We start from the raw sequence: 22,386 nt of genomic DNA on the forward strand, positions 1-22,386 counted from the left end.
TACGTTTTTGTTCATCATAATTCGACATTTGATTCCAACACATAATTAGAGGACCGATTCCAAAGGTTATTGGAATCGGTCCTCTAAGAACTAGTTTTATTTGAAGTACCTATTAAGCAGGCCTTTAAAGGCTGCTCCGTGCCGTGCTTCATCCTTACACATCTCATGAACAGTATCATGGATGGCATCATAGTTTAGCTGTTTTGCTTTTGTAGCAATATCTTTTTTACCCTGACAGGCACCGAATTCTGCTTCCACCCTCAACTCTAAATTCTTTTTAGTATCTGCACAGACAACTTCACCTAGTAACTCCGCAAACTTAGCTGCATGATCCGCTTCTTCAAATGCTATCCGCTTATAAGCTTCTGCTATCTCGGGAAAACCTTCTCGATCCGCTTGACGGCTCATTGCGAGATACATTCCGACCTCTGTGCATTCACCCATAAAGTTTGCTCTTAAGCCTTCAAGTATTTCAGCATCAACGCCCTCGGCAACCCCAATTTTGTGTTCATCTGCCCACTGCATTATGCCATCACTTTCTCCATGAATTTCTCCCTAGGAGACTTACAATGCGGACACTGTTCCGGCGCTTCATTCCCCTCAAATACATAGCCACATACTGAACATATAAATTTTTTCATGTATAACTGCCCCCTAAAAAATTATTAACCTTATGTATGTATTTTATAATAATTTTAATAGAAAAGCAATTGTAAATTAGTAAATATTTAAATTTATTTTTTAAATACTTTACACGCACTAGTCAATTAATTTCCATCAAGGAGAAAACTTTTTCATCTATCTCTTCCTACACATTCAAATCTCTACTCTTATAAAATACATAAGTCACCTTAAATAATCCTGCAATAATCACAACAGACAGAATAACATAAACAGGTTCAAACCCACGGGTGTACATGTTTTTCGCGTCAAAATATTTAAAGGGTGTAAGGTATTTAAGCATATCTATTCGGCTATTCAGATCGATCGCAATTGATAACATAAATGTGAGCAAAAGTATTCCTGTAGCCATGGATGCAGCAGTCTTAGGATGCTTACTAATAGCGGCTATGGCTGTCCCGATAAACAAAAATATAAGTTGTAAGATCAGCATTCCAACCATCAATTTTGTTATATCACCCATCACCGCTTCTCCTTTACTATATCTTTGTACCAAAAGAATTGAGGAGACCAAGGTTACAAGATTAAAGATTAAGAGATTGAGCAACGATGCAAGCAGCTTTGAGGTAATGATCTTACTTCTGGAAATAGGTTTTAAAAACAAAAACTCTGCAGTTTTATCCCGTAATATCCATTTCCATTAAAATCCTAATGAGAAAAATAAATCGAAAAACCGCCATTCTTCGCAGATTGGCGGTTTAGACGATCGTCTTTTCTAGAATAATTATTCTATCATTTTGCATAGATTCTACAACTTCAAGCGATAAATTAAAATACTCGGCAATCCCCTCAATCGTTATATAATCCGGGAATTTTCTTCTTTTCAAATGCGCATACCTTTTAAAATTGTATCTTCCCCAACCATACATGATTAAAAACCCTAATAATGAAATCACAATTGTAATTATAAGTGTATTAATTGTACGATAAATACTTCCCAGTATAAATAATTGTTTATAAAAGTTTGATAAATTAAAAATCCAGATTAGCAAAGATAATATTATTTGAACTATATACCCTAGCATAAACAACCAACCAATAACTGTTATGAATTTCTCAATGACTCTAATATACTTTTTTTGAAATCCATCGATTATATTCATAATGAAAGCCCCCGATCAGGGCTGTCCCAAGTAGCAAATTTTCCCCGTTTACTAAATATGGTTTTTGGAATAGCATATACAATGACTATAGCGTTAAAATACCAGTAAAAAGTTGGATACCAAATAGCCCATAAATAATATCTGAGCAACTTTTCGTCATAACGCTTATCCAATAGCATTGCTACAACAAATTGAATCAACGAAAGTAAGGCTAAATATTGCCCTTGCCAAAACATAGGGAAAAAGGATAGCTTTCCAGCAAGAATTTGAACTACAATGAGTACAAATAGTATTAACCATGCTATAGACCAGATAATACTCATTATTTGTTCTAAATATACTGGAATCAACCGTCTGTTTTTCCAATCTAACCATATATCCCAGTGTCTGATGAGAACTTCAATCCCACCTTGCGCCCACCTTACTCTTTGCTTCCATAAACCTGCAAGGGTCTCGGGTACTAACATCCAACATATCGCCCTTGGTTCATATCTTACATCCCAGAAACGCTTCTGTAACTTCCAAGTTACCCCAATATCTTCTGTCATTAAATCTCTATCCCATAAACCGCAATCAATTAAGGCACTTTTTCTAAATGCAACCACAACGCCTGAAACTGTCATAACCTTGCCCAGTAATCTTTGCGTACGTTTTATTAAACTTATGATACTGGAAAATTCACATAGTTGAATTCTAGCCAATAATGAGTTCCTATTCCGTACTCTAGGATTTCCTGTAACAGCCCCGACACGTTCTCCATAATTTGGCGTAACAAAATGTGGAATCATATAGTTTAAGGCATCAGGATCAAGATAAGAATCCGCATCAATTCCTACTAGAAATTCTCCTTTTGAGGCAATTAACCCCAGATACAAAGCATTTGCCTTTCCTGCATTGGTTTTAAGTTGAATGACTCTTAACTTTTCATAGTTCCTTGAAAGTTCTTCCAAAACATCATGCGTGCGATCTTTGCTACCATCATTGATCGCTATAATTTCATAGGACGGATAATTTAAATTATCAAGTCGTTCAACAGTATTTTCTATTGTATTTTCTTCGTTATAGCATGGGACTAATATAGAAACCATAGGAGTTTCATTTATAGGTAAGCTTGGCTTCTTTTCTATTTTATGATAAAAAAGAATTCCCCCAATTATCCAAAAAGTACTCATAATCAAAGGATACCAAAAAACATACAATGAAATTAAAGTTATGAAATTATTCAAAATCGCATCTCTCTAATTTTAGTAGTAAAACTAACCATTTTGTTTAACATCTTTGCGCACCTCAATAAACTCCTAAATTTTGTAACTAATTTAACAATAACTTGTTAATTTTACCTTTATTAGTAATTATAATATTTCTTGTTACATCTAATTTAGATATTCGTTAAACCAGTTTGATTTACCTCGTGGTAATTTACGGGAAAAGATAAACTAGGTACCTGAAAACAATTATTTAAGGGACCGTAACGAGAAACTTCATTTGTAGTCTCGTTACGGTCCCTTTTGTAGTGCTGAGTACTACCGCTTCCAGCAGTTACTATTTCGGGAGCTTAGACAAAAGCTTAAACGACCCTTGTAAATCAGCGTACAATTTCTTATAAAGCTCGTAATACTCCTCATAAACCTTTCGTGTCGAAGGATTTGGCTTCAGGATAATATTCTTGCTAACCAAATTGTCACAGGCAGCTTCAACCGAATCATAGACCCCTGCTCCAACTCCCGCTAGTATTGCCACACCAAAGGCAGGCCCTTCATCCGCTTTGATCGTGCTGACAGAGCAACCATACATATCCGAAAGCATCTGTCTCCAAACAGTACTTCTTCCACCACCACCACAGGCTATCATGTCTTCAACGTTGACCTGCATTTCCTTAAAGACATCAACACATTCTAGCTGGGAAAAGGCTACGCCCTCCATAACTGCGCGAATCATGTTAGCGCGGTTATGTGATGCGGACAATCCAAAAAATACCCCTCTACAATCAGGATCCGGATGAGGAGAACGTTCACCCATCAAGTAAGGTAGATAAACAAGTCCGCCTGCTCCAGGCATAACTTTTTCGGCTAACCTATCCATGACAACATAGGGGTCAACGCCTAGCCTTTCAGCCTCGATCATTTCCTCAGAACAGCAAGTATCTCTTAACCACTTCAGCGATAAGCCAGCACCTAAGGTACAGCTCATTAGCGTCCATTTTCCTGGCACAGCACTACATAGGGTATGCACTCTTCCCTTAAGATCAATGGAAACATCATCTGAAATAGCATAGACTACACCGGAGGTCCCTATGGTAGTAAAAGCGTTTCCTGTTCTTACAACCCCTGTACCAATGGCTGCTGCGGAATTGTCGGCAGCACCGCCCACAACGATGGTGCCCACACAGAGTCCCGTCACCTCAGCTGCCCTGCTGTGTATTTTACCCGTAACCTCTGGAGATTCATAAATTTTCCCCAGCATAGATTTGTCGATATTAAATTTGGATAGTATTTCATCAGACCAACAACGGTTCGGTATGTCCATCAGTTGCATACCCGATGCATCTGACACATCTGTAGCAAATTCACCCGTAAGCATATATCGAATGTAATCCTTAGGCAGCAAAATATGGGCGCATTTCTCATAGACTTCAGGTTCATTGTTCTGAATCCAAAGTATTTTAGAAGCAGTAAATCCTGTAAGAGCAGGATTAGCAGTAATTTCAAGGAGTCTCTTTTCGCCCATTATACTATTCATCTGCTGGCATTCTTTTGCTGTCCGCTGATCGCACCAAATGATCGAATTTCTTAGTACCATTCCATTTTTATCGAGCATTACAAGCCCATGCATCTGTCCGGAAAGACCTACCCCGGAAATTTCAGATGCCTCAATTCCACTCGTAGTAATAACGTACTTAATACCATCACACGTGGCATTCCACCAATCAGAAGGGTCTTGCTCTGCCCACCCATTGGCTGGCTGATATAATGGGTATTCAATCGTCTTTGAACAAATTACGTTTCCTACAAGGTCAAATAACACAGTTTTTGTACCCGAAGTTCCTAAATCAACGCCCAGTAAATATCGCATTGCGCACCCTCCTGGTCTAAACGTCCACAACTATTGGTGAAGGTACAATTAGTCGATTTTAATAACCGCCTTAACGACCTCTTGTTTATGGTTAATGGCAAAATCAAAGGCTTTCGCAACCTCATCGAAACTAAACTCATGAGTAATAATTCCAGAGATATCTATTATACCCTTCGCAATGGCTTTTATCGCTTGGGGATAGATATTTCTGTAACGAAAGACTGATTTAATTTCTGCTTCTTTAGCCATAATTTTTGCAAAGTTAAATTCGATAATATCCTGAGGCGCCATGCCAACCAATACTATACACCCACCATTTTTTATCAGATAAGGGGTTTGAGCAATTGTTTGGGCAGTCCCTGCAGTCTCTATTACAATATCAACGCCTTGTTTATTCGTAAGTTTATCAATTTCTGCTAAAACATCTACTTCAGTAGCATTGATAACAGTTGTAGCTCCCAGTTTTTTAGCATATTCAAGCCTTTTGGGAATAACGTCCACAACTGTAATATCAGTTGCCCCAAACGCTTTGCACGCCAGAAGGGTTGTTAGACCAATCGTACCTGAACCCAGGATAACCACGGAATCTCCCAACTTAACATTCCCCTGCTTTGCAGCATGCATACCAACGGCTAAGGGTTCAACCAGAGCTCCCTCTTTTGTAGAGATCCTATCTGGCAGTTTAAAGGCCATAGTTTCCGGAAAGGCAATATAGTTCATGAAGCAACCATGATAGGGTGGTGTCGCTAAAAACTCTACATCCGGGCAAAGATTGTATCTGCCAGTCTTGCAAAATTCACATTGCCCACAAGTAATTCCCGGTTCTAAGGCGACTTTATCTCCAACCTTTAGATTCTCTACCTTAGATCCAATGGCGACGATCGTTCCTGCACATTCATGACCAAGTATAAAATCCCCATTGACAATAAAATCGCCGATTTTCCCATGTTCCAAATAGTGTACGTCAGAACCGCAAATTCCAACATACTCAAGTTTGACAAGGACTTGTTTTTCCTTCGGTACAGGGACTTCAATTTCTCGTATTTCCAATTTGTTAAGACCAGTCATGTAGGCTGCTCTATTTTTCATTTAGTACCCCTCCTCTACTTGCGCATGGTCCTCAAATGAATGCAAAGAATTCACTCACTTGGCACAAATCAATATGCTCGTTTGCTAACAGGACATTCATCCCCTAAGGGAGAATGTCCTGCGGACTCTGGCGAGTCAAAATGGATTATTTAATTGTTCCGGATTTTTTGAGGATTTCAAGATATTGATCAGCATTTTCCTTGGTAACAAGTGGATTGCCGATATCTGTATTAATTTCTTTTTCTTTACCAGTTAAAAGTTTATTACTGGCATCTAACATTTTCTCTGCGAGCTCATTAGCATTTTGCAAACATGTGGAAGTCATTCTGCCCTCTTTGATGAGTAATAAAGCTTCAGCAGTTCCGTCGACACCATAGGCAAGCATATGTTCATATTTTGGATTGCCCTTTACGACTTCAAGTGCTCCTGCAGCCATGTTATCATTCATGGCAATAACTGCGTCAATTTTATCATTAGCCTGAACCCAGTCTTCCATATACTTCATAGCTTCATCTTTGTTCCAGTTAGCAATTTGCTCTCCAACAATTTTAACATCAGGGCGTTTGTCAAAGAACTCTTTTTGCCAGCTCTTACGTCTTTCATCAGCATGGAAGTTACCTGAAGGTCCTTTTAAGACAACGACCTTTGCATTCTGTGGAATTTGTTTTAAAGCTGCACGGGCATTAACCGCTGCTTGCTCATAAGGTTGAGCATCGACTGAAGATGCACCTTGAATACCAGAAATACGGGCGTTGGTTGTAATGGCAAAGATACCAGCTTTAACAACCTTTTCGACATACGGTCTTTGAGATTCACCACTATTTGGTTGTACGATAACTAGATCAAATTTGTTGGTTATAGCATTCTCAATCATGGAGTTTTCTTTATCATCATTAGCTTGTCCATCAAAAACCTCAAGCTTAATATTAGGATATTTCTTTGCTTCGTCTTTCACTGCATTGGCAAGCCAAGCCGCAAATGAATCGGATTGGGCGCGAGCAATGTAAGCAACCTTGTATGTTTTTTGGCCACTAGCCGCATCATTCTGAGCAGGGGTTGTTGGTTTACTTGATGAACATCCGGCTAATAAACCTACTACAAGTAACATGGAAACTACGCTTAACAGTCTTTTCTTCATTCTTTCCCATCCTTCTCTAGTCATATTTTTTATATTTCTAAACAGTAAGGCTTTTAATTCAGTGGTCGGTTAAATGGTTGCATTTAACAATTTAGTTTCTATTTAATTAGAAAGCCTTATCTGTTATTTTTATTTTCCATCTACTCCCTTATCCTCTATCCTGCCTAACATACTGTTTGCTCTGCGGTTTCTTGTCCGGATATCGTAGATTACCGCAAGTGCAATAATTGTGCCCCGAACTATTTGCTGCATATAAGAATCTACATTGGTTAGGTTCATAATATTATCTAAAAACCCTACAATGAACGCACCGGCAAGTGTACCACCAACAGTACCGACTCCACCAGAAAAGCTCGTTCCGCCAATAATGGCTGCGGTTAGAGCCGTAAACTCATAATTGATAGCACCGTTTGGAAGACCTGCATTGACACGGGACATAAAGAGAACACCGGCAATTCCTACAAAAAGACCATTGATGATAAAGGCAGTATATTTAACCTTGTGAACGTTGATCCCTGAGGCAATCGACGCTTCTTCGTTCCCCCCAACAGCATAAAGAGAACGTCCAAAGCGGGTATGATTTAATAAATACCAGGTAAAAATTGCAATGACTATTAGAAAAATAATAGGAATAGGGATTATCCCAATGGAGCCTTGTCCTAACTCTACAAAATTTCCCAGCTGGAGGATATTCTGTCCCTTCGTGAATAGGAGAGCCACACCACGAGCCACGGTCAGCATTGCCAAAGTAGCAATAAAAGGGGGTGCTTTAAAAGTACTAATCATGATCGCATTGATTACGTTACATATAACCCCAGTCAAAATACCGACAGTAATCGCTATTAACAAAGACCCCGTAGCTTTATAGGCAGATACTGCGAAGACTCCAGCAAGTGCCAGGACAGACCCGGATGACAAGTCCAGCATTCCACTGATGATCAGCATCGTTGCACCCAACGCCAGAATAGTGGTTACGGACAGCTGCCTTGAAATGTTCGTCAAGTTATTGACCGACAAAAAGTTGGGATTGGCCAACGAGCAGACAATAAATAACGCTACTAGAATCAAATAAATGCTGTATTTCTTTTTTACAGTATTCCAAAAATTATTTTCTATTTTCATTTTAGTTCACCCCGTCAGATGTTAACGTTCCGGTAGCATACCTCATAATGAGCTCCTGGGAAAAATCTTCTCGATTAATCTCCCCGGTAATAGTCCCTTTAGCCATGACATAAATCCTGTCACACATACCAATTACCTCAGGAAGTTCAGAAGAAACGATGATCACAACTTTACCTTCTTTGGCTAAATCAGTCATGAGTTTATAGATTTCTAATTTAGCCCCTACATCAATCCCGCGAGTAGGTTCATCCAAAATAAGAATATCTGGATTTCTGATCATCCATTTAGCGAGAACGACCTTTTGCTGATTACCTCCGCTCAACGTTGCGATTGGGGTATCAATGGTTGGTGTTTTAATTCTCATTTTATTAAGAATATCCGAGACAAGCTTCTTCTCAACTTTTTTATGGTTTCTGTAACCATAGAAAACTCGTTTCAAGTAGGAGAGGGTTGTATTTTCCTTCACTGATCGCATAGGAATTATACCGTATCTTCTCCTATCCTCTGAAAGCATGACCATCCCGTGCTCGATACTCTGTCGTACGTTTGTAATAGTAACTTCCTGACCGTCAATTTTTACGACACCCGATGTTTTAGCATCGAGCCCAAATAGAGAACGCATCACTTCGGTTCGTCCAGCACCCATAAGCCCTGCAAATCCTAAAATTTCACCTTTGCGAACATGGAAATTGATATTATGGAACACATTCGTGCAATTCAAATTTTCAACCTTAAGCATATCTTCCCCAATATCAATTTGTTCTTTTGGAAATTTAGTGGTAAGTTTCCGACCTACCATCAAGGCGATAACCGTTTCAATGTCCAGTTCTTCTTTAGGGTGGCTTTCTACGACCGTTCCATCTCTTAACACCGTGATCTCATCCGCTATCTGGAAAACTTCATCTAATTTATGAGATATATAGATGATGCTTACTCCTCTAGCTTTTAGATCTCTTATCTTAACGAATAGTTTTTCCACTTCCTTATGTGTGATCGCCGAGGTCGGTTCATCCATGATGATAATATCGGACTTGTAAGAAATAGCTTTGATTATTTCCAGCATTTGAATATCGGATATCGTTAGATCCTTGAGTGGCGTCGTAGGAGAATAAGGTAAATTTTCCGCCAGTAATAGCTCTTTAGTGCGTTGTCTTACCTCCTTCCAATTAACATTACCAAACCTTTTAACGGGGAGATTCCCAAGAAAAATATTTTCTTCTACTGTCATCTCGGGAACGTAACTCATCTCTTGAAAGATCATTGAAATTCCTAAAGTTCTCGCTTGAATAGGATTATTGATTTTGACAGGTTTTTCATCAATGAAAATCTGACCACTATCTGGTTGATAAATTCCATTGATGATTTTCATTAAGGTCGATTTACCTGCCCCATTCTCTCCACACAACACATGGACAGAACCTTTTTTAACGGCAAAATCAATTTTATCAAGAGCTTTGACACCTGGAAATAACTTCTCAATCTGCGATACTCTTAACTTAATTTTTTCGTTCATTTTCTTCCCCCATGAGATTTTTTAGTTTAATATTTCTCATGCTGATCCTGGAATCAGAATAGAATCTTACCTTAGAGAGTTTACTCATATATATTTCGCTTAAACCCGACTGTAAAAAATACAAATTTTCCAATCATTTATATACCACTTTTGTAAATTACTTTTAATAAGATTATATCGCTTTTCTAGCTTAAGTCAATAAAGGCACAATTTAAAAAATATATGTCTTTCATTGGTTGAACCTTACAAACTAGACATTATTAATAAGACTTTCAACATGTTGTAAAGCTGCACCGACGGCTGTAGCCTCCAGCTTATATTTACAGACATGCAAATAACTTCCGTCAACCTCAAAGGAATTTCTTCTTGATACTAATTCCCTCAAGTGCTCGATATATTCGTCCATATAAGCTCCAGCATATCCGCCTAGAATAACATTACAATCATAGAGCATTCTCAAATTATTAATAATTACTACCAAATGCGTGAGATATTCTTCCCAGAGTGCTTTTTGTGGTTCACTATTCGATCTTAAAAGCCTAAAAAACTCAGCAATATTTCCGTTTGTACTATCTGATAAAATCTTAGCGGAGCAGTATGCATCAACACAACCTTTTTGTCCACAGTAACATGTGCGGCCGTTTTGAACAATTGTCATATGTCCAAATTCACCACTACGTTGATTTTGCCCCATATATATATTTTTGCCAATAATAATGGAGCCTCCAACACTATTATTAAGAGAAAGATATACCACATTTTGAATATCTTCTTTGTCCCACAGTTCTGCAAACCCCGCAGCATTAGCATCGTTACTTAAGATGCATGGATATGGTATAAATTCAGAAAAGTCCTTGACGCTTCCTCCTTTGAAATCAATAACAGTAGCGTAATTTACCAGTTGTTTATCCTCGGATAATATTGCAGGTAAAGCAATGCCAACCCCTAAAATTTTGCCACGTTCTATTTTACAATCATCAATAAAGTGCTCTACTAAGTTACCAACTCCTTTAAAATACTCTTTAGAGTTGGCAAATGGATACTGCTTGCGTACGTTTTTAATCACCTTTCCACTTAAATCAATTAACACAATTCCTACATGATTCCGGGTAATATCTAATCCAACAGTATATTTAAGACTATTGTACGTAATGGCCTTTGCTTTTCTGCCTCCTGTAGATTCAAATAAACCTGTCTCAATAATTAAATCTCTTTCTTGCAATTCTTTAAGATTTTGTGCAACAGTGGGTAAACTCATCTTTAACGTATGAGCTATTTCTTGTATAGAAATAGGATCATGCTTATATAAAAATTTATAGATTGCATTTCGATTGATCTTTCTCACTTCGATGCTATTCACTCTATTAATCAATTATTGACACCGACTTTCATAAATGTCTTTTCATAATGTTATTTATTATGTCATTAATATTATTATAGTTTGATTGATTTTGCAATCATCCCAAACGATCTGGTAATCATACTGTACTTTGGTTCATTGGGTAATCCGGTTCACTAGACAAAAGCCTCAGCTTATAGATACTCCTTTGTGTATAAATCTCTAAACGATCCGAATTTCGAATAATATTGGTAATCAGACTAAGGCTAGTGATTTTGTAAACTTTATCCTCAAAGAATAATAGTTTTCCCTTAGCCCCCACTTCAATATCTCGAAGCCACACCTTTCTTCCCCATCTGTGGAGAGATGCTGGCACTTCAGGTAAAACGATGTCGTAAATTCCCTCAATAATAGCAACATCTTCGTTCATTTTACCTTCCCCCTATGAAGTATTTGCATCAAATGGTGTTTGCCCAGATAGATCAATTACCGTCTTTATCAATTTCAGTTAATATTCCACATCTGCCTTAAAATCCCTGCCAAAAACCTTAATGTCTGTAGCATTAAGGTTTTTCGCCAACCTTATATCGATATATTTCTTTAGAATAAGAAATAGGCAATTCCCATATGGACAATACCGCTTTTCTAAATGTTTTAAATTCTTATCCTGTGTCCTTCTGAATATTGCAATTAAATGGTGACATGCAGCCCTTCTAATATGCGAGAAGCACGTTGATTGTCCAGTTCAACGTGCTTCTCGCATTATACCTATCACATTCCTCCCTTTAAGCGGGGGAGGATTTCTATAAAGCTATAGCTAATTCAGAGAAAATGGCACTTCCGACATTAAGCCCTCGAAGGTGTAACCGGTTTGCTTATAATCAAGAAAATAAAATGTATGGCTAGTTATTGACATATACCCTATTTAGTTTTTATTATACGTCATATTTAACATATGTCAATAACTATTTGTGCTGCCCAACTCTTTTTGAAATCCAACTTTACCGCATTAAACGAATTAGCGGGCCGGCAAATTGTCACAGCGGTATCTACCTAACCCACCTAAGTCGGGTTCACCCTATTTATTCTTTTCCGTGTTTGTAAACTTTGATATCTGTGGCAAACACTAAACCTTTCGGAACCATTGCGCAAATTTCCGGAATCAGAGGATCGATTTTCTCCGCAACATCCACAATTTCCAATATCATTGGCAAATCAGACGATAGCTCTAAGAAACGAGCTGAATGGAGAACTTTATCCGCACCGTACCCTTCGATTCCTCGGTTGACGGTTACACCGCCTATCCCTTTTTCCTTAAGCCAATGTACTAAATATTGATAGAGTGGCTTATTATTATACCGTTCGCTTTCACCTAGATAGACTTTAAGTAACTTTGCTTTACCTAACATTACATGGATACCTCCTTCTCAGGATAACAGTGCTCAAAATGCTACAACTTAAAAACTATAAGATACGGGCCAAGCCTACTCCTAACGCAACTCCAGCAAAACCAAGGATTACAGATAAAAAAGTATATAGTCCTGCTGTTAGTAAACTGCCTCCTTCTAATAACATTATAACCTCATAGCCAAACGTTGAGAATGTAGTATATGCCCCTAGAAAACCTACCCCAATGCCTAAGCGCCATAGTGGACTTATCGTCAATTTTTCGATAAATAATATATTTAGAAATCCGAGCAAAAAGGCCCCCGTTATATTTATTATAAAAGTTCCTAACGGGAATCCCTGGTTCCATTTACTAGATATCCATAGGCCGAGACCATAGCGGGATAGTGCTCCTAAGGCACCGCCAAAAGCTATAACCATAAAACTTTGCATTGTTTAATTTCATTCCTCCTCTAAACACAAAAAGCTCCTACTGAGATAGTTTCAGTAGGAGCCATTAGCATTATGCACAAGCGAGCCCCATCGCAAGTTGGGAAAAGTTAAAATATGAAAGAAATACCAACTCACTCTAATAATAACGAAAAAAATACACTAAAGCAATATGGAGCAGGAATAGATTTTCTTGCTTTTTAAAGTTTTAGGAGAAAATTATTAGAAAAATAGATTAATTAGTGATAAAATACGACTATATCAAATGTTCAAAATATTTTATAGGTGCTTACAAAACAATTGAATCCCCTGTCCATTTGGGATAAAATATTATTAATTCATTTCATAACAATTTAAGCTGCAAAGGATAGAAAGGAGATTTAACATGAATTATGAGAAAATGTGGTACGAGTTATTAAAAAAATTGAGGTTTGAATGCGAAAAGGTTAATGGCGTTAATGGATCAACGAAAGAAGATCATATCAAATTTAACGCTTTATATTCGATCGTTAAAATAATGGACGATCTAGAAGGCAAAATATAAATAACTAACTAGACAAGATCTATGCCACCAAAGAGAAAGGGAACCTTCAAAAGGTTCCTTTTCTCTTTTCTTTACCCCTTTGACCAACTGAACTGCACCATAAAGGCTGTCTGAGTATTCTCCATTGGGCTCACCGCACTTTAGGTAAACTCAGGAACAAATTTATTTCCATATTGTTCCATTAATTTTACGCCATACATATTATAAATTATCTCTTAACAAAGGAGGAAAAATTAATGGCATTTGGTGCTGTTGGTGTTGATGGAGCTTGTGGTTGTGGAACAGGCGTTGGTGCTGGAATCGCAGCAGTTGTTGTAATTATTCTTCTGCTTATCGCATTGGGCATCGTATTCTAATTAAAAAGGAGGAAAAATTAATGTACGGAATGGGTTATGGTGGATATGCTGGAGGAGCATGTTGTCCTGCTCCTGTCGCTCCAGTTGCAGGTGTTGGCGTAGGAGTCGGAGTAGGGATCATTGCTATTGCTATTTTGATTCTTATTGCTTTGGGAGTAATCTTTTAAAAAAATTCTTATAAATCGGGCCGGCTATCATCTTAAAAGGTGATAGCCTTTTTATGTTCTCAACGTAATCATCGTCTGTGCAGAAATTTATTCAAATGCCTCAATCACTCGACGCCAATATAGCACTATTACGCACTCCACGTGCCCTATGGATATAGCAAACAATCAAATAATATTGAATCTGCAAAAGACGGAAAATGTAGTTTTGATGAACTTGTCATAGTGTTGGTTATCGGACACAAGGAGTACTATCCCTTATTTTTTAACTGTGTTTACAGCTTAAATAAGACTAAATACAACGTAGTCATAAAAGTACTAGGCTTTTAGTATACTGAAACTTGTCTGGCATTATATAAATTTTACTATACTGCATTGCTTGGATTCGCTAATTAATTAAGGAGAAAATAAATGGTTTACAACCAAGAAAGATAGAGTATAATTAATAATGCAAATGCAAGCTATTTGCATTTGAGAATAGAAAAGAGGATAATTTCAATGAAATCAACGTCAATTAAACTTTTTTGCATAATGTTGTTATGCTTATTGGTGGTAAGTGGTTGTGGGGCTAGCAACGAATCTAAGGCTCCAATAAGTTCCACTGAGAACTCAAGTTCAACGATGACAATAGCTGCTTCATTCTATCCGATGTATATATTCGCGTTGAACGTTGCAAAGGATATCCCGAATGTCAACGTGATTGATATGACGAAGCCAACGGCGGGAGACCTTCATGATTATGCGGTAACGCCTGAAGACATGAAGAATCTTGAGGGAGCAAAAGTCCTCATAATCAACGGAGCAGGTATTGAATCCTTCATGGGTAAGATTATGAGCCAAATGCCTAATCTTAAAATAGTTGACTCTAGTAAAGGAATCGAACTCCTTAAAGGCGCTGGGAATGTGGGTAATAATCCTCATATATGGGTAAGTATCTCTAATGCTATTAAGCAGGTGCAAACGATTGGAGATCAACTTGCTCTATTAGACCCCAAGAATGCCACGAAATATAAAGAGAACACCAATGTGTATATTAAAAAGCTCCAAGCTCAAAGCGCTAAGATGCATCTAGCTTTGGAAGGACTAAAAAACCGTGATATCATTACCTTCCATGACGCGTTTCCATATTTCGCGAAAGAATTCAATTTAAATATAGCTGGGGTCGTTGAACGTGAGCCGGGTTCAGAACCCAGTGTCAAAGAATTGGCTGAAACAATAGACAAGGTAAAAAGTCTGAAGGTAAAAGCTCTTCTTGCAGAACCACAATATTCTACTAAAGCGGCAGATACCATTGCAAAAGAGACGGGTGCTAAAGTTTATACGCTCGACCCAGTAGCAATGGGCCCTATAAATGCAGATGCCTATATTAATATAATGGATAGTAATCTTAAAACATTACAAGATGCTCTAAAATGAAACACCATGAATGAACTTGACGCAACGACGCTTATAGGACCCAAATTTCATCTCTATTGTTTGCCTAGGAAGTGAATAAGGCTAGAGTTACCCCCCACCTTCTATGTATAATGACGGCAAAATGTTAAATGAAAATAGAGGTTTTTCGATGAATTTGTGGGTTAGTGTAGTGTCAGAGCTATAACTTAATACAGTTCTAACATTTGTGACATGCCAATATGACATCCGTTAATATATTTAGTGACATTCGTTGTTATATTATATGACAACATTAATTATAACTCAAAACCTTGTAGTTTTATAATAAAGTTTGTGCCTGATATTCAACTTATACTTTTAATTTTTATAAAGTAGTTTGTTCATTATCTGATAACATCATTAAAATTTTCATAATAAAGTTTGTTTAAAAGGTAACTCCATTGGATTATAAGTAACCAGAATTTTACTCTTAAACTATTAAACCCTTAAACTTTTATATTTACCTTTAATGGCTTTTGGTAAATTAGGGTACTCGCATCTTTATGGCATATTCTTCCGATTTAAGATAATCTCTTGAACAAGTGTAGAAGGCGTTTATCAGTTTTTCCTTTCGGGGGATTATTGTCTTTTTGTAGGTTATCATCCGTGTAACGAACGGTTTACCAAAATCCGCTTTTTCAACAACGATATTTGGATATCTGGAGGGGTCTAAAGCTGTGTTTGGCACAATACTTTTGCCTATTCCTTGATTTACCCAAAGCATAAGGTTGTTTATACTATCCACCTCGAAAAGGACTTTTTTAGAACTGGATTCATGCCCGATCCAACTATCCATTCTTTCACGCCATGTAGATCCTTTTTAAAAGTAAATATACGGATAATCGGAAAATGATTTTCCTTCATGTTTAGTATAGATCCATGTCGGATATTCAGTAAGGAAATCTTTTGATGTAAACTCTTGGTGGCTGCCTATCCTCTGAGTTACTAAACCAACATCGGCAATACCTAATCGTATCATTGCTTTGGGTTTGGATCACACAAATTACGCTAATACATTAATGTGTACTAGCAGAGACAGAAAGGAAATATTTGCGCCAACAAAAGATGATATCAAAGGCGCAAATTCAATCACGGAAAACTTAGTTGTATCTAATGCTAAGGCTGAAAGTAAAACAAAAAGTGTATCTACCTATGTGGATAACGTTCAAGAATGCAAATATAACAAGAATGGAAGATTGATTTCTACAACTTATTCATGGGATAATTCGGGAAGCCATCCCACCTACGAATATCGTCAAAAAACTAATGATGGAACATGGGTAGGGATTTTAACTAAGTACGATTACATGGTAATTTCACAAAGTAAAAAAAGCAAATCTGATGGCTCGTATACAATTGTTTCAAAGTTTAGAGGTTACTACAAAGGAACGGTCACCTTAAAATAATGCCTAAATTCTATTTAACCTATTCATGAATAATCCCTGCCATTTGTTATATTTGGTAGGGATTATTTTATCAGTCATATTATTCTTCGGGCTTAATAACCACGAACCAAGTAACAATTGATCTTTGTTACCTGAGGAACTGGCGACTTAGCTCTAGTTCAGATCTCTTTGAGAGGCAACACTAACTAATTTCTGTATCTACCAGTACAATAAACGGTCGTTTAATGTACTCAAAATGTTTGAATTCAAACAGTACCTTAGGGCTCCTACGATCTAAATTGTCCTTTTTGAAGTGATTTTTGAAGTGATTTTTGAATAAATCACCAAATACACTATCGTAATTATTTCTTGTTTTTTACCGTAAAAAATTGTAACCTTTTGTACCACTTTTATACTCTATATATCAGAATAATGGAGAGGGGAAATGTGTAATGAAAAAACTAATACCTATACTTCTATGTATCTTTATGCTATTAGGTACCCAAGTTGCTTTAGGAGCTACGGAAACCAAATTGAGTGGAAGTGGGGTTGTGAGCCCAGCGGCCTTCCAATATATTTCAGGGGGCCAATGCAAAATAGTCAATAATGGTAACGGTACGATCAACATATCCGGGTCAACTTCAACCTACACAGCAGTCCAACAAATAGGACTACAATTAAATTTGCAATACTTATCTGGTGGCCAATGGGTTACATTGAATACCTATAGCTACACTAATTACAGTTCAGCCAATGTTTCTGGGGGAAAATTACTCACTGTATCAGGTGGATATAACTACAGAGTATTTGCACAACACACATCATTGAATGGTGGTATAAGCGAGAGTGGTCAATCTTACTCGGAAGCAGTATATATTCAATAATAAGATTAAACGCTAATAAATTCCAGACTAATAAAAATACCACGGATTAATGCCGTGGTATTTTTATTAGTTAATTGATTTTGCGACCTTAATAATCTCTTGTTCGGTTATTACTCCTGTAATTTGTATCAAAAGCCCTCGCATTTGCCAATTCAGTGTATTTATACCGTTTTTGCTCATAAATAGAATAGCAGGGCTACCGTTAACTATTAGATCTTTGATAACAGTATCATCTGTATCATACAATGATCCGCGTGAAGTTCCATTAGCACTATTTTGTTGGGTAAAAACGAATACGTTTTTATTAAGATTATATTCAATAGAAATCTGATAAACATCTGCGCCTAGTGATGTAAGGACAACTCTTTTTGTATTAGCATCATGTGGGAGGTAACTTGGTGTGGCCAACTTAAAGGGAATCAAAGCTTGGGCTTGTTCTAAGCTAACTTCTTTTTCAATATTATCCCCTGAATCCTGCACTTTAGGTATCCCAGGCTCATTAACCTGTTTGTAGACTTCAGTTTTATTTTGTGTCGTTTTTCCAACGATATAGTTAAAAAACTTTCCTATCTTCCCCCCTAACGCATTTACATTATGTGGGTATAAAAAGTTTATTGAACCAATTGATAAGAGAATTGTGGCGGCAACAATGATTCTTTTTTGTTTAGAAAAGGGCTTCTTAATTGCTGGACTATTCTTTTCTTCTAATATCTGCTGTTTAATCTTTTGCCACTGATTATTTATATCTGGTACCTCTATATTTGTATCGAGCTCCTTTGAGAGCTGACTTTCTATTAATCGGTCAAGTTCTTTTTCAGATAAGGCCATTGAACTTTAACCCCCTCCGGTGTTTGTTCTTGGTGCTGAATAACCAGGTTTCTAAAGCTTTCTCTTGCCCTATGTAATTTTACTTTAGTATTCGAGAGCTTATTGCCCAATAAGTCAGCTATTTGTTGCAATGTTAAGTCAGCATAATATTTAAGGACTAAGATTTCGGTTTCTTGTTTCTTTAATTGTTTAAGGATGTTGTCAACATCCTCTTTGATTTCTATATCGGTTTCTTTACTATCTGATAGTGTCTTTAAGTGGAAATCAGTTATTGGAGTAATCTTTGAATCATTTTTATCTTTTAACATTCGTTTGGCTTCATTTAAAGCAATAGAAGTAACCCACGAAGCAAATTTATCCTTAGAACTTAACTGATCTAGCTTATTATAACCTATTACAAATGCCTGTTGGACGGCATCTTCGGATATCCATTTATCTTTAGTGTATAAAAATACAGTTTTGTAGACTTTCTCATAATTCTGCTTTGTAAGTATTTCAAAAAAATCTAATTCATTACTATTATTTAACAAATATCTCCCCCCTTTTAATGAAATTCGAGGATAGATTACTTAAATCCTTCCAAATATATTAAATATTTGCCATTCTTTGTAACCTTTTATATGTCCTAATACTCTATGTATTGAAGGGAGGAAATCTAGATTTAAAATTAACCTATTAGTAATAAAAGAATGGGAGGAATATTTTAATGAAAAAAATCTCTAAAAAAATCACTGTTATGTTTTTGGGTTTATGTATGACCATGCTTTTCTCAAATGGTGTAGTAGTTGCGTCTCCTGGTTCAAATAATGCAATTGTTACCGAATCAACACAGGATACAAGTATTTTGGTCAGTAAAACAGTTACAAACGAATATGATAAGTATAAAGAGCTTACGAGCAAGAGTGATCAAACCCTACTTCAAGAAGGTTATTCAAAGGAAGACCTAAAGAAACTGCGAAGTATAGACTATAAAGCAGAGTTAAAAAAGAGAGTTGTGGAAAATGCTAAGTTAGACGATGAGACTCTTAATAAGAAGGGGTACACACCAGAACAGATCATGCAAATAAGGAGCTATGTAGGTACGGAAGATCAACTACAAGCATTATCCGCTTCCTTATATCTAAGTACATATGTACTTAGCCATTCCAAATCTTCAAGTTTATCCACAGCTAATTTAAGAACAGACTGGACTTGGACATCTGCTCCTATATTAGAAATGCAAGATGTTGTTGCGGCAGCTTGGTCGGAAGGTATGTATCTTCAAAGCGCAAATTCTTATGCAACTGCCAGTTACTACAATCAAAGTTCGGATGTCTATCATCACACTGAGACCTATTCTGTCACACCTAACTTAAATAATGGTGCATCTGTGACTTTTAATGTTTTATCAGCTTCGTATCCCGGAACATACGCAAAAACAGGACAATTTGGAACGTATGTATCCAAACAGTCAAGCGTTTTAGAACTTGCAGTTAAAACTCAATATGGACATAGTACAATTTTTGTAAGGCCTTCCGTTTCGTTTAGTGGTACGCCAGGACTTTCTTTTTCAACTGGAGTAACAACAGAAGGAACACAAGATATTTATATTCCGACTATGTAACTTAGCACGAGCATCTTTGATACTCGGAAATTTGAATTTCTAGCAAAAAGTATCAAATCGCCAATAGTAAAAACCATTACACCCCAACACTACTAATGTGGGTTATTGTACTTTACTTTCAGGTAGTCTAAAATAAGGGTGGTATGAGCCATCCTTATTTTGGTTAAAGTGAAAGTCATGATGAAATTCTGAAAATCAAATGTCGGATTTAGATCTACTGTCAGAGTGACGCTTATGGGGATCGATTTAAAAACGTTAAATCAGTTATCGTTGCCGAATAACTTTGTATAACAAAGAGAGGGGGCACCTTTTGATTTTCTTGTTATATATACTACCGGTATCTTGTTTCCTTTTTGTATCTAACCTAGTTTCTATTATTGAGAAGGTGCATAAGGATGACAAAAATACCGGGTTCAACACAATTGGTGCAACATTAGGACTTCTGTTAATAACAGGAGCTATTATTGTTCCTCAATTTCTTCACTAAAATAGCTCTCATAGGTGGCTACCTTCTTGGATCATACATCGACTTCTTGACGTAATAGATATAGTTTTCTTGGGGCTTTATAGAAATTGTAATTGAATTTCACTTAGTGTGCAACAGATATAAAATACCCATACCCAGAAGAATCTCTTGGTTCAAAAGCAAAAGAAACATTTTCTACTCTTTTGCTACCACTTGCTTCGAGGCGTTTATCAATACATTTATTGCAAAACGGGTTAGTAAGTAACTCTCGGTGGCTTCGGGAAAATTTCCGACCACAGAATGAACATTTTGTTCTCATACTACCCCTCCATTTTGTTAAATATATTTCTAACAAATGCTTCGGCCTGTTTACAGGTGCGAAAACCACTTAAACTTGTCCAAGCTTTTCTATTTCTAGATAATCCATCTGAATTTCTAATAACATTTCCTTCAACATACCATAACTTATTTGATTTATTATATAATATCATAATTTGGTACATATGTTCTATATTATTTTTTACCCATTTTATACCGTTATTATCCATGGTATATTGCCAATCGAGCAATGTCGCGACTTGTCCAAGATCATTCATTAACTCAACTACCGATTGATGCCTTTTAGCAGGGTCAACAGCTAGAGCCTTTTTTATCACACTTTTTAACTTATTCGGTACATGTGGCAAAAAATAACTCCTATTTGGAAATTTCCCTGTCAAAATCGCCTTTACATATTCTGGAGTAAAAATCCCTAAGGGAGATATATAATTATTCAGTTGTCCCCTAAAAACCTGCTCACCATTACATAGTCTATATAGGGTTAATCCACATTGATAAATATCCGTTAATTTTGTAGCTCTAGAACTCCCTAAAATTTCAGGAGCAATATGTACTGGATATAGAGGTGGGATCGATGCAGTGCCTAATACATCTGTAGGTCTTGTCTGACCAAAATCCGCCAACATTGCTGAACCATCATTTCCTATTAATATATTAGTAGGTTTTATGTCAAAATGAATATATCCACTTAAATGTACAAAGTGTAAACCATCTAAAAACTGTTGTCCCAATATAATTACCTGTTTAACCATTAAAGGATTTTTGTTAATAACATTTTGAACTGAACCGTTATCGAAATATGGCATTGTTAATCTTATAAATCCTGTATCTTGACATGCATACATTATAGGAACAACTCTAGGATGTTTATTTGCATATAAAGTTTGCGCTTCTACAAAATATTCACTTGGATTATTGAATTTTGAAATTGGTATTTCCTTTAAAGCAACATTACCCCCTAATTGAGGATCATGAGCTAGAAACACCTCTGAATTTCTTCCTTGATTGTTACCTATAGCTTTAATTTTGTTAACTTTAATTACTGAAGTGATTTCCATAATAATTTCACCTATAATCCTAAAGCTGCGACAGCCGCTATTGTTGATTCCTTTGAATTATCACTATAGTGATCCCACGCTTCAATTCCTCTAAATTCCTTTGAATCTAAATAAATCTTCGCACTCTTTTGATTTTCAACTTTTAAAAGAGCACTAATAGTTGCCAACATACATATTTTGGATTCTATTCCTTGTGTATTTAAAGCCTCTGCGATAACCCCTTCTAGTCGAGAACGTTCCATAATCGCACTCTTTCCCATCCTTGCATTGGCCTCAAATGTACGAATGATACCCTTTGTAATTTTAAATTCCATACAAATATTGATAATAGTAGATCTTAACCATGAAAAAGATTGACCATCTTTAAAAGCCTTAGGGATTAATAATTTATCGCACACAACTAGATTTGGATTATTTACATCGCCTTCCGCG

Annotated in this window: 22 protein-coding genes and 1 pseudogene; 5 read left to right on the top strand and 18 right to left on the bottom strand. The window is 36.7% G+C overall.

Features of this window, described 5'->3' with window-relative positions; all coding sequences use genetic code 11:
* Window positions 1-96 precede the first annotated feature (96 nt).
* The 13 genes and pseudogenes from UF75_RS01745 to crcB form a co-directional block, all read right to left on the bottom strand.
* Window positions 97-641, bottom strand: a pseudogene (locus UF75_RS01745) (ferritin family protein).
* A 167-nt stretch (window positions 642-808) separates the two neighbouring features.
* Complete coding sequence (locus UF75_RS01750; RefSeq protein ID WP_082074966.1) at window positions 809-1,312, bottom strand: ABC transporter permease subunit; 504 nt, start codon at window positions 1,310-1,312, stop codon at window positions 809-811.
* A 67-nt stretch (window positions 1,313-1,379) separates the two neighbouring features.
* On the bottom strand, window positions 1,380-1,784 hold the full coding sequence (gene pgaD, locus UF75_RS01755; protein ID WP_045572875.1) for a poly-beta-1,6-N-acetyl-D-glucosamine biosynthesis protein PgaD: 405 nt from the start codon (window positions 1,782-1,784) through the stop codon (window positions 1,380-1,382).
* Entirely contained in the window at window positions 1,781-2,983 is a 1,203-nt protein-coding gene (gene pgaC, locus UF75_RS01760; protein ID WP_242860073.1) for a poly-beta-1,6-N-acetyl-D-glucosamine synthase, read from the bottom strand. Before pgaC ends, pgaD begins: the two co-directional genes overlap by 4 nt.
* A 343-nt stretch (window positions 2,984-3,326) precedes the next feature.
* Window positions 3,327-4,856 carry a xylulokinase gene (xylB, locus tag UF75_RS01765; RefSeq protein WP_045572877.1) on the bottom strand — a complete coding sequence of 510 codons (1,530 nt, stop codon included), beginning with the start codon at window positions 4,854-4,856 and terminating at the stop codon, window positions 3,327-3,329.
* A 48-nt stretch (window positions 4,857-4,904) separates the two neighbouring features.
* Entirely contained in the window at window positions 4,905-5,945 is a 1,041-nt protein-coding gene (locus UF75_RS01770) for an NAD(P)-dependent alcohol dehydrogenase (protein WP_045572878.1), read from the bottom strand.
* A 145-nt stretch (window positions 5,946-6,090) separates the two neighbouring features.
* Window positions 6,091-7,083 carry a sugar ABC transporter substrate-binding protein gene (locus tag UF75_RS01775; protein ID WP_045572879.1) on the bottom strand — a complete coding sequence of 331 codons (993 nt, stop codon included), beginning with the start codon at window positions 7,081-7,083 and terminating at the stop codon, window positions 6,091-6,093.
* 129 nt (window positions 7,084-7,212) lie between these two features.
* Complete coding sequence (locus tag UF75_RS01780; protein WP_045572880.1) at window positions 7,213-8,205, bottom strand: ABC transporter permease; 993 nt, start codon at window positions 8,203-8,205, stop codon at window positions 7,213-7,215.
* Window position 8,206: 1 nt separating this feature from the next.
* Entirely contained in the window at window positions 8,207-9,718 is a 1,512-nt protein-coding gene (locus tag UF75_RS01785) for a sugar ABC transporter ATP-binding protein (protein ID WP_045572881.1), read from the bottom strand.
* Between the two features lie 250 nt (window positions 9,719-9,968).
* On the bottom strand, window positions 9,969-11,090 hold the full coding sequence (locus tag UF75_RS01790) for an ROK family transcriptional regulator (protein WP_045572882.1): 1,122 nt from the start codon (window positions 11,088-11,090) through the stop codon (window positions 9,969-9,971).
* Between the two features lie 106 nt (window positions 11,091-11,196).
* Window positions 11,197-11,487: a hypothetical protein gene (locus tag UF75_RS01795; protein WP_045572883.1), complete on the bottom strand. Its 291-nt coding sequence runs from the start codon at window positions 11,485-11,487 to the stop codon at window positions 11,197-11,199.
* A gap of 652 nt (window positions 11,488-12,139) precedes the next feature.
* Entirely contained in the window at window positions 12,140-12,466 is a 327-nt protein-coding gene (locus UF75_RS01800) for a DUF190 domain-containing protein (protein ID WP_045572884.1), read from the bottom strand.
* 55 nt (window positions 12,467-12,521) lie between these two features.
* Entirely contained in the window at window positions 12,522-12,896 is a 375-nt protein-coding gene (gene crcB / locus UF75_RS01805) for a fluoride efflux transporter CrcB (RefSeq protein WP_045572885.1), read from the bottom strand.
* 917 nt (window positions 12,897-13,813) lie between these two features.
* Here crcB and UF75_RS28910 point away from each other — a divergent pair.
* Together UF75_RS28910 and UF75_RS01815 are read left to right on the top strand one after the other, a co-directional pair.
* Complete coding sequence (locus UF75_RS28910) at window positions 13,814-13,960, top strand: hypothetical protein (RefSeq protein ID WP_197079298.1); 147 nt, start codon at window positions 13,814-13,816, stop codon at window positions 13,958-13,960.
* Window positions 13,961-14,488: 528 nt separating this feature from the next.
* A complete protein-coding gene (locus tag UF75_RS01815) occupies window positions 14,489-15,373 on the top strand; it encodes a metal ABC transporter substrate-binding protein (protein WP_348983020.1) in 885 nt (294 codons plus the stop codon).
* Between the two features lie 502 nt (window positions 15,374-15,875).
* Here UF75_RS01815 and UF75_RS01820 read toward each other — a convergent pair.
* The gene (locus UF75_RS01820; RefSeq protein ID WP_197079299.1) at window positions 15,876-16,136 is read right to left on the bottom strand and encodes a hypothetical protein; all 261 of its coding nucleotides are present in this window, start codon (window positions 16,134-16,136) and stop codon (window positions 15,876-15,878) included.
* Window positions 16,137-16,374: 238 nt separating this feature from the next.
* Here UF75_RS01820 and UF75_RS01825 point away from each other — a divergent pair, with 238 nt between their 5' ends.
* Both UF75_RS01825 and UF75_RS01830 read left to right on the top strand, forming a co-directional pair.
* The gene (locus UF75_RS01825) at window positions 16,375-16,797 is read left to right on the top strand and encodes a hypothetical protein (RefSeq protein ID WP_156146169.1); all 423 of its coding nucleotides are present in this window, start codon (window positions 16,375-16,377) and stop codon (window positions 16,795-16,797) included.
* A gap of 431 nt (window positions 16,798-17,228) precedes the next feature.
* Complete coding sequence (locus UF75_RS01830) at window positions 17,229-17,660, top strand: hypothetical protein (protein ID WP_045572889.1); 432 nt, start codon at window positions 17,229-17,231, stop codon at window positions 17,658-17,660.
* A gap of 66 nt (window positions 17,661-17,726) precedes the next feature.
* Here UF75_RS01830 and UF75_RS01835 read toward each other — a convergent pair whose 3' ends face one another.
* Both UF75_RS01835 and UF75_RS01840 read right to left on the bottom strand, forming a co-directional pair.
* Window positions 17,727-18,488, bottom strand: coding sequence for a DUF4367 domain-containing protein (locus tag UF75_RS01835; RefSeq protein ID WP_045572890.1), 762 nt, complete (start codon window positions 18,486-18,488; stop codon window positions 17,727-17,729).
* On the bottom strand, window positions 18,455-19,018 hold the full coding sequence (locus UF75_RS01840; protein ID WP_045572891.1) for a sigma-70 family RNA polymerase sigma factor: 564 nt from the start codon (window positions 19,016-19,018) through the stop codon (window positions 18,455-18,457). Before UF75_RS01840 ends, UF75_RS01835 begins: the two co-directional genes overlap by 34 nt.
* A gap of 176 nt (window positions 19,019-19,194) precedes the next feature.
* Here UF75_RS01840 and UF75_RS01845 point away from each other — a divergent pair, with 176 nt between their 5' ends.
* Complete coding sequence (locus tag UF75_RS01845) at window positions 19,195-20,091, top strand: hypothetical protein (protein ID WP_045572892.1); 897 nt, start codon at window positions 19,195-19,197, stop codon at window positions 20,089-20,091.
* A 786-nt stretch (window positions 20,092-20,877) separates the two neighbouring features.
* Here the strand turns inward: UF75_RS01845 and UF75_RS01850 are convergent.
* Window positions 20,878-21,954 (bottom strand): serine/threonine-protein kinase, encoded by a 1,077-nt coding sequence (locus UF75_RS01850; protein ID WP_052692951.1) that lies wholly within the window; start codon window positions 21,952-21,954, stop codon window positions 20,878-20,880.
* A gap of 11 nt (window positions 21,955-21,965) precedes the next feature.
* The coding region (locus UF75_RS28915) for a hypothetical protein (RefSeq protein WP_045572893.1) at window positions 21,966-22,386 on the bottom strand (421 nt) is incomplete at its 5' end.

This window comes from Desulfosporosinus sp. I2, assembly GCF_000960765.1.
Classification (GTDB): Bacteria; Bacillota; Desulfitobacteriia; order Desulfitobacteriales; family Desulfitobacteriaceae; genus Desulfosporosinus.

Excerpts from the sequence above, each read along its gene's own strand:
- pgaD (WP_045572875.1), bottom strand. The coding sequence starts at position 1,784 with ATGAATATAATCGATGGATTTCAAAAAAAGTATATTAGAGTCATTGAG.
- xylB (WP_045572877.1), bottom strand. The coding sequence starts at position 4,856 with ATGCGATATTTACTGGGCGTTGATTTAGGAACTTCGGGTACAAAAACT.
- UF75_RS01770 (WP_045572878.1), bottom strand. The coding sequence starts at position 5,945 with ATGAAAAATAGAGCAGCCTACATGACTGGTCTTAACAAATTGGAAATA.
- UF75_RS01775 (WP_045572879.1), bottom strand. The coding sequence starts at position 7,083 with ATGAAGAAAAGACTGTTAAGCGTAGTTTCCATGTTACTTGTAGTAGGT.
- UF75_RS01780 (WP_045572880.1), bottom strand. The coding sequence starts at position 8,205 with ATGAAAATAGAAAATAATTTTTGGAATACTGTAAAAAAGAAATACAGC.
- UF75_RS01785 (WP_045572881.1), bottom strand. The coding sequence starts at position 9,718 with ATGAACGAAAAAATTAAGTTAAGAGTATCGCAGATTGAGAAGTTATTT.
- UF75_RS01795 (WP_045572883.1), bottom strand. The coding sequence starts at position 11,487 with ATGAACGAAGATGTTGCTATTATTGAGGGAATTTACGACATCGTTTTA.
- UF75_RS01800 (WP_045572884.1), bottom strand. The coding sequence starts at position 12,466 with ATGTTAGGTAAAGCAAAGTTACTTAAAGTCTATCTAGGTGAAAGCGAA.
- crcB (WP_045572885.1), bottom strand. The coding sequence starts at position 12,896 with ATGCAAAGTTTTATGGTTATAGCTTTTGGCGGTGCCTTAGGAGCACTA.
- UF75_RS28910 (WP_197079298.1), top strand. The coding sequence starts at position 13,814 with ATGTACGGAATGGGTTATGGTGGATATGCTGGAGGAGCATGTTGTCCT.
- UF75_RS01815 (WP_348983020.1), top strand. The coding sequence starts at position 14,489 with ATGTTGTTATGCTTATTGGTGGTAAGTGGTTGTGGGGCTAGCAACGAA.
- UF75_RS01830 (WP_045572889.1), top strand. The coding sequence starts at position 17,229 with ATGAAAAAACTAATACCTATACTTCTATGTATCTTTATGCTATTAGGT.
- UF75_RS01835 (WP_045572890.1), bottom strand. The coding sequence starts at position 18,488 with ATGGCCTTATCTGAAAAAGAACTTGACCGATTAATAGAAAGTCAGCTC.
- UF75_RS01845 (WP_045572892.1), top strand. The coding sequence starts at position 19,195 with ATGAAAAAAATCTCTAAAAAAATCACTGTTATGTTTTTGGGTTTATGT.
- UF75_RS01850 (WP_052692951.1), bottom strand. The coding sequence starts at position 21,954 with ATGGAAATCACTTCAGTAATTAAAGTTAACAAAATTAAAGCTATAGGT.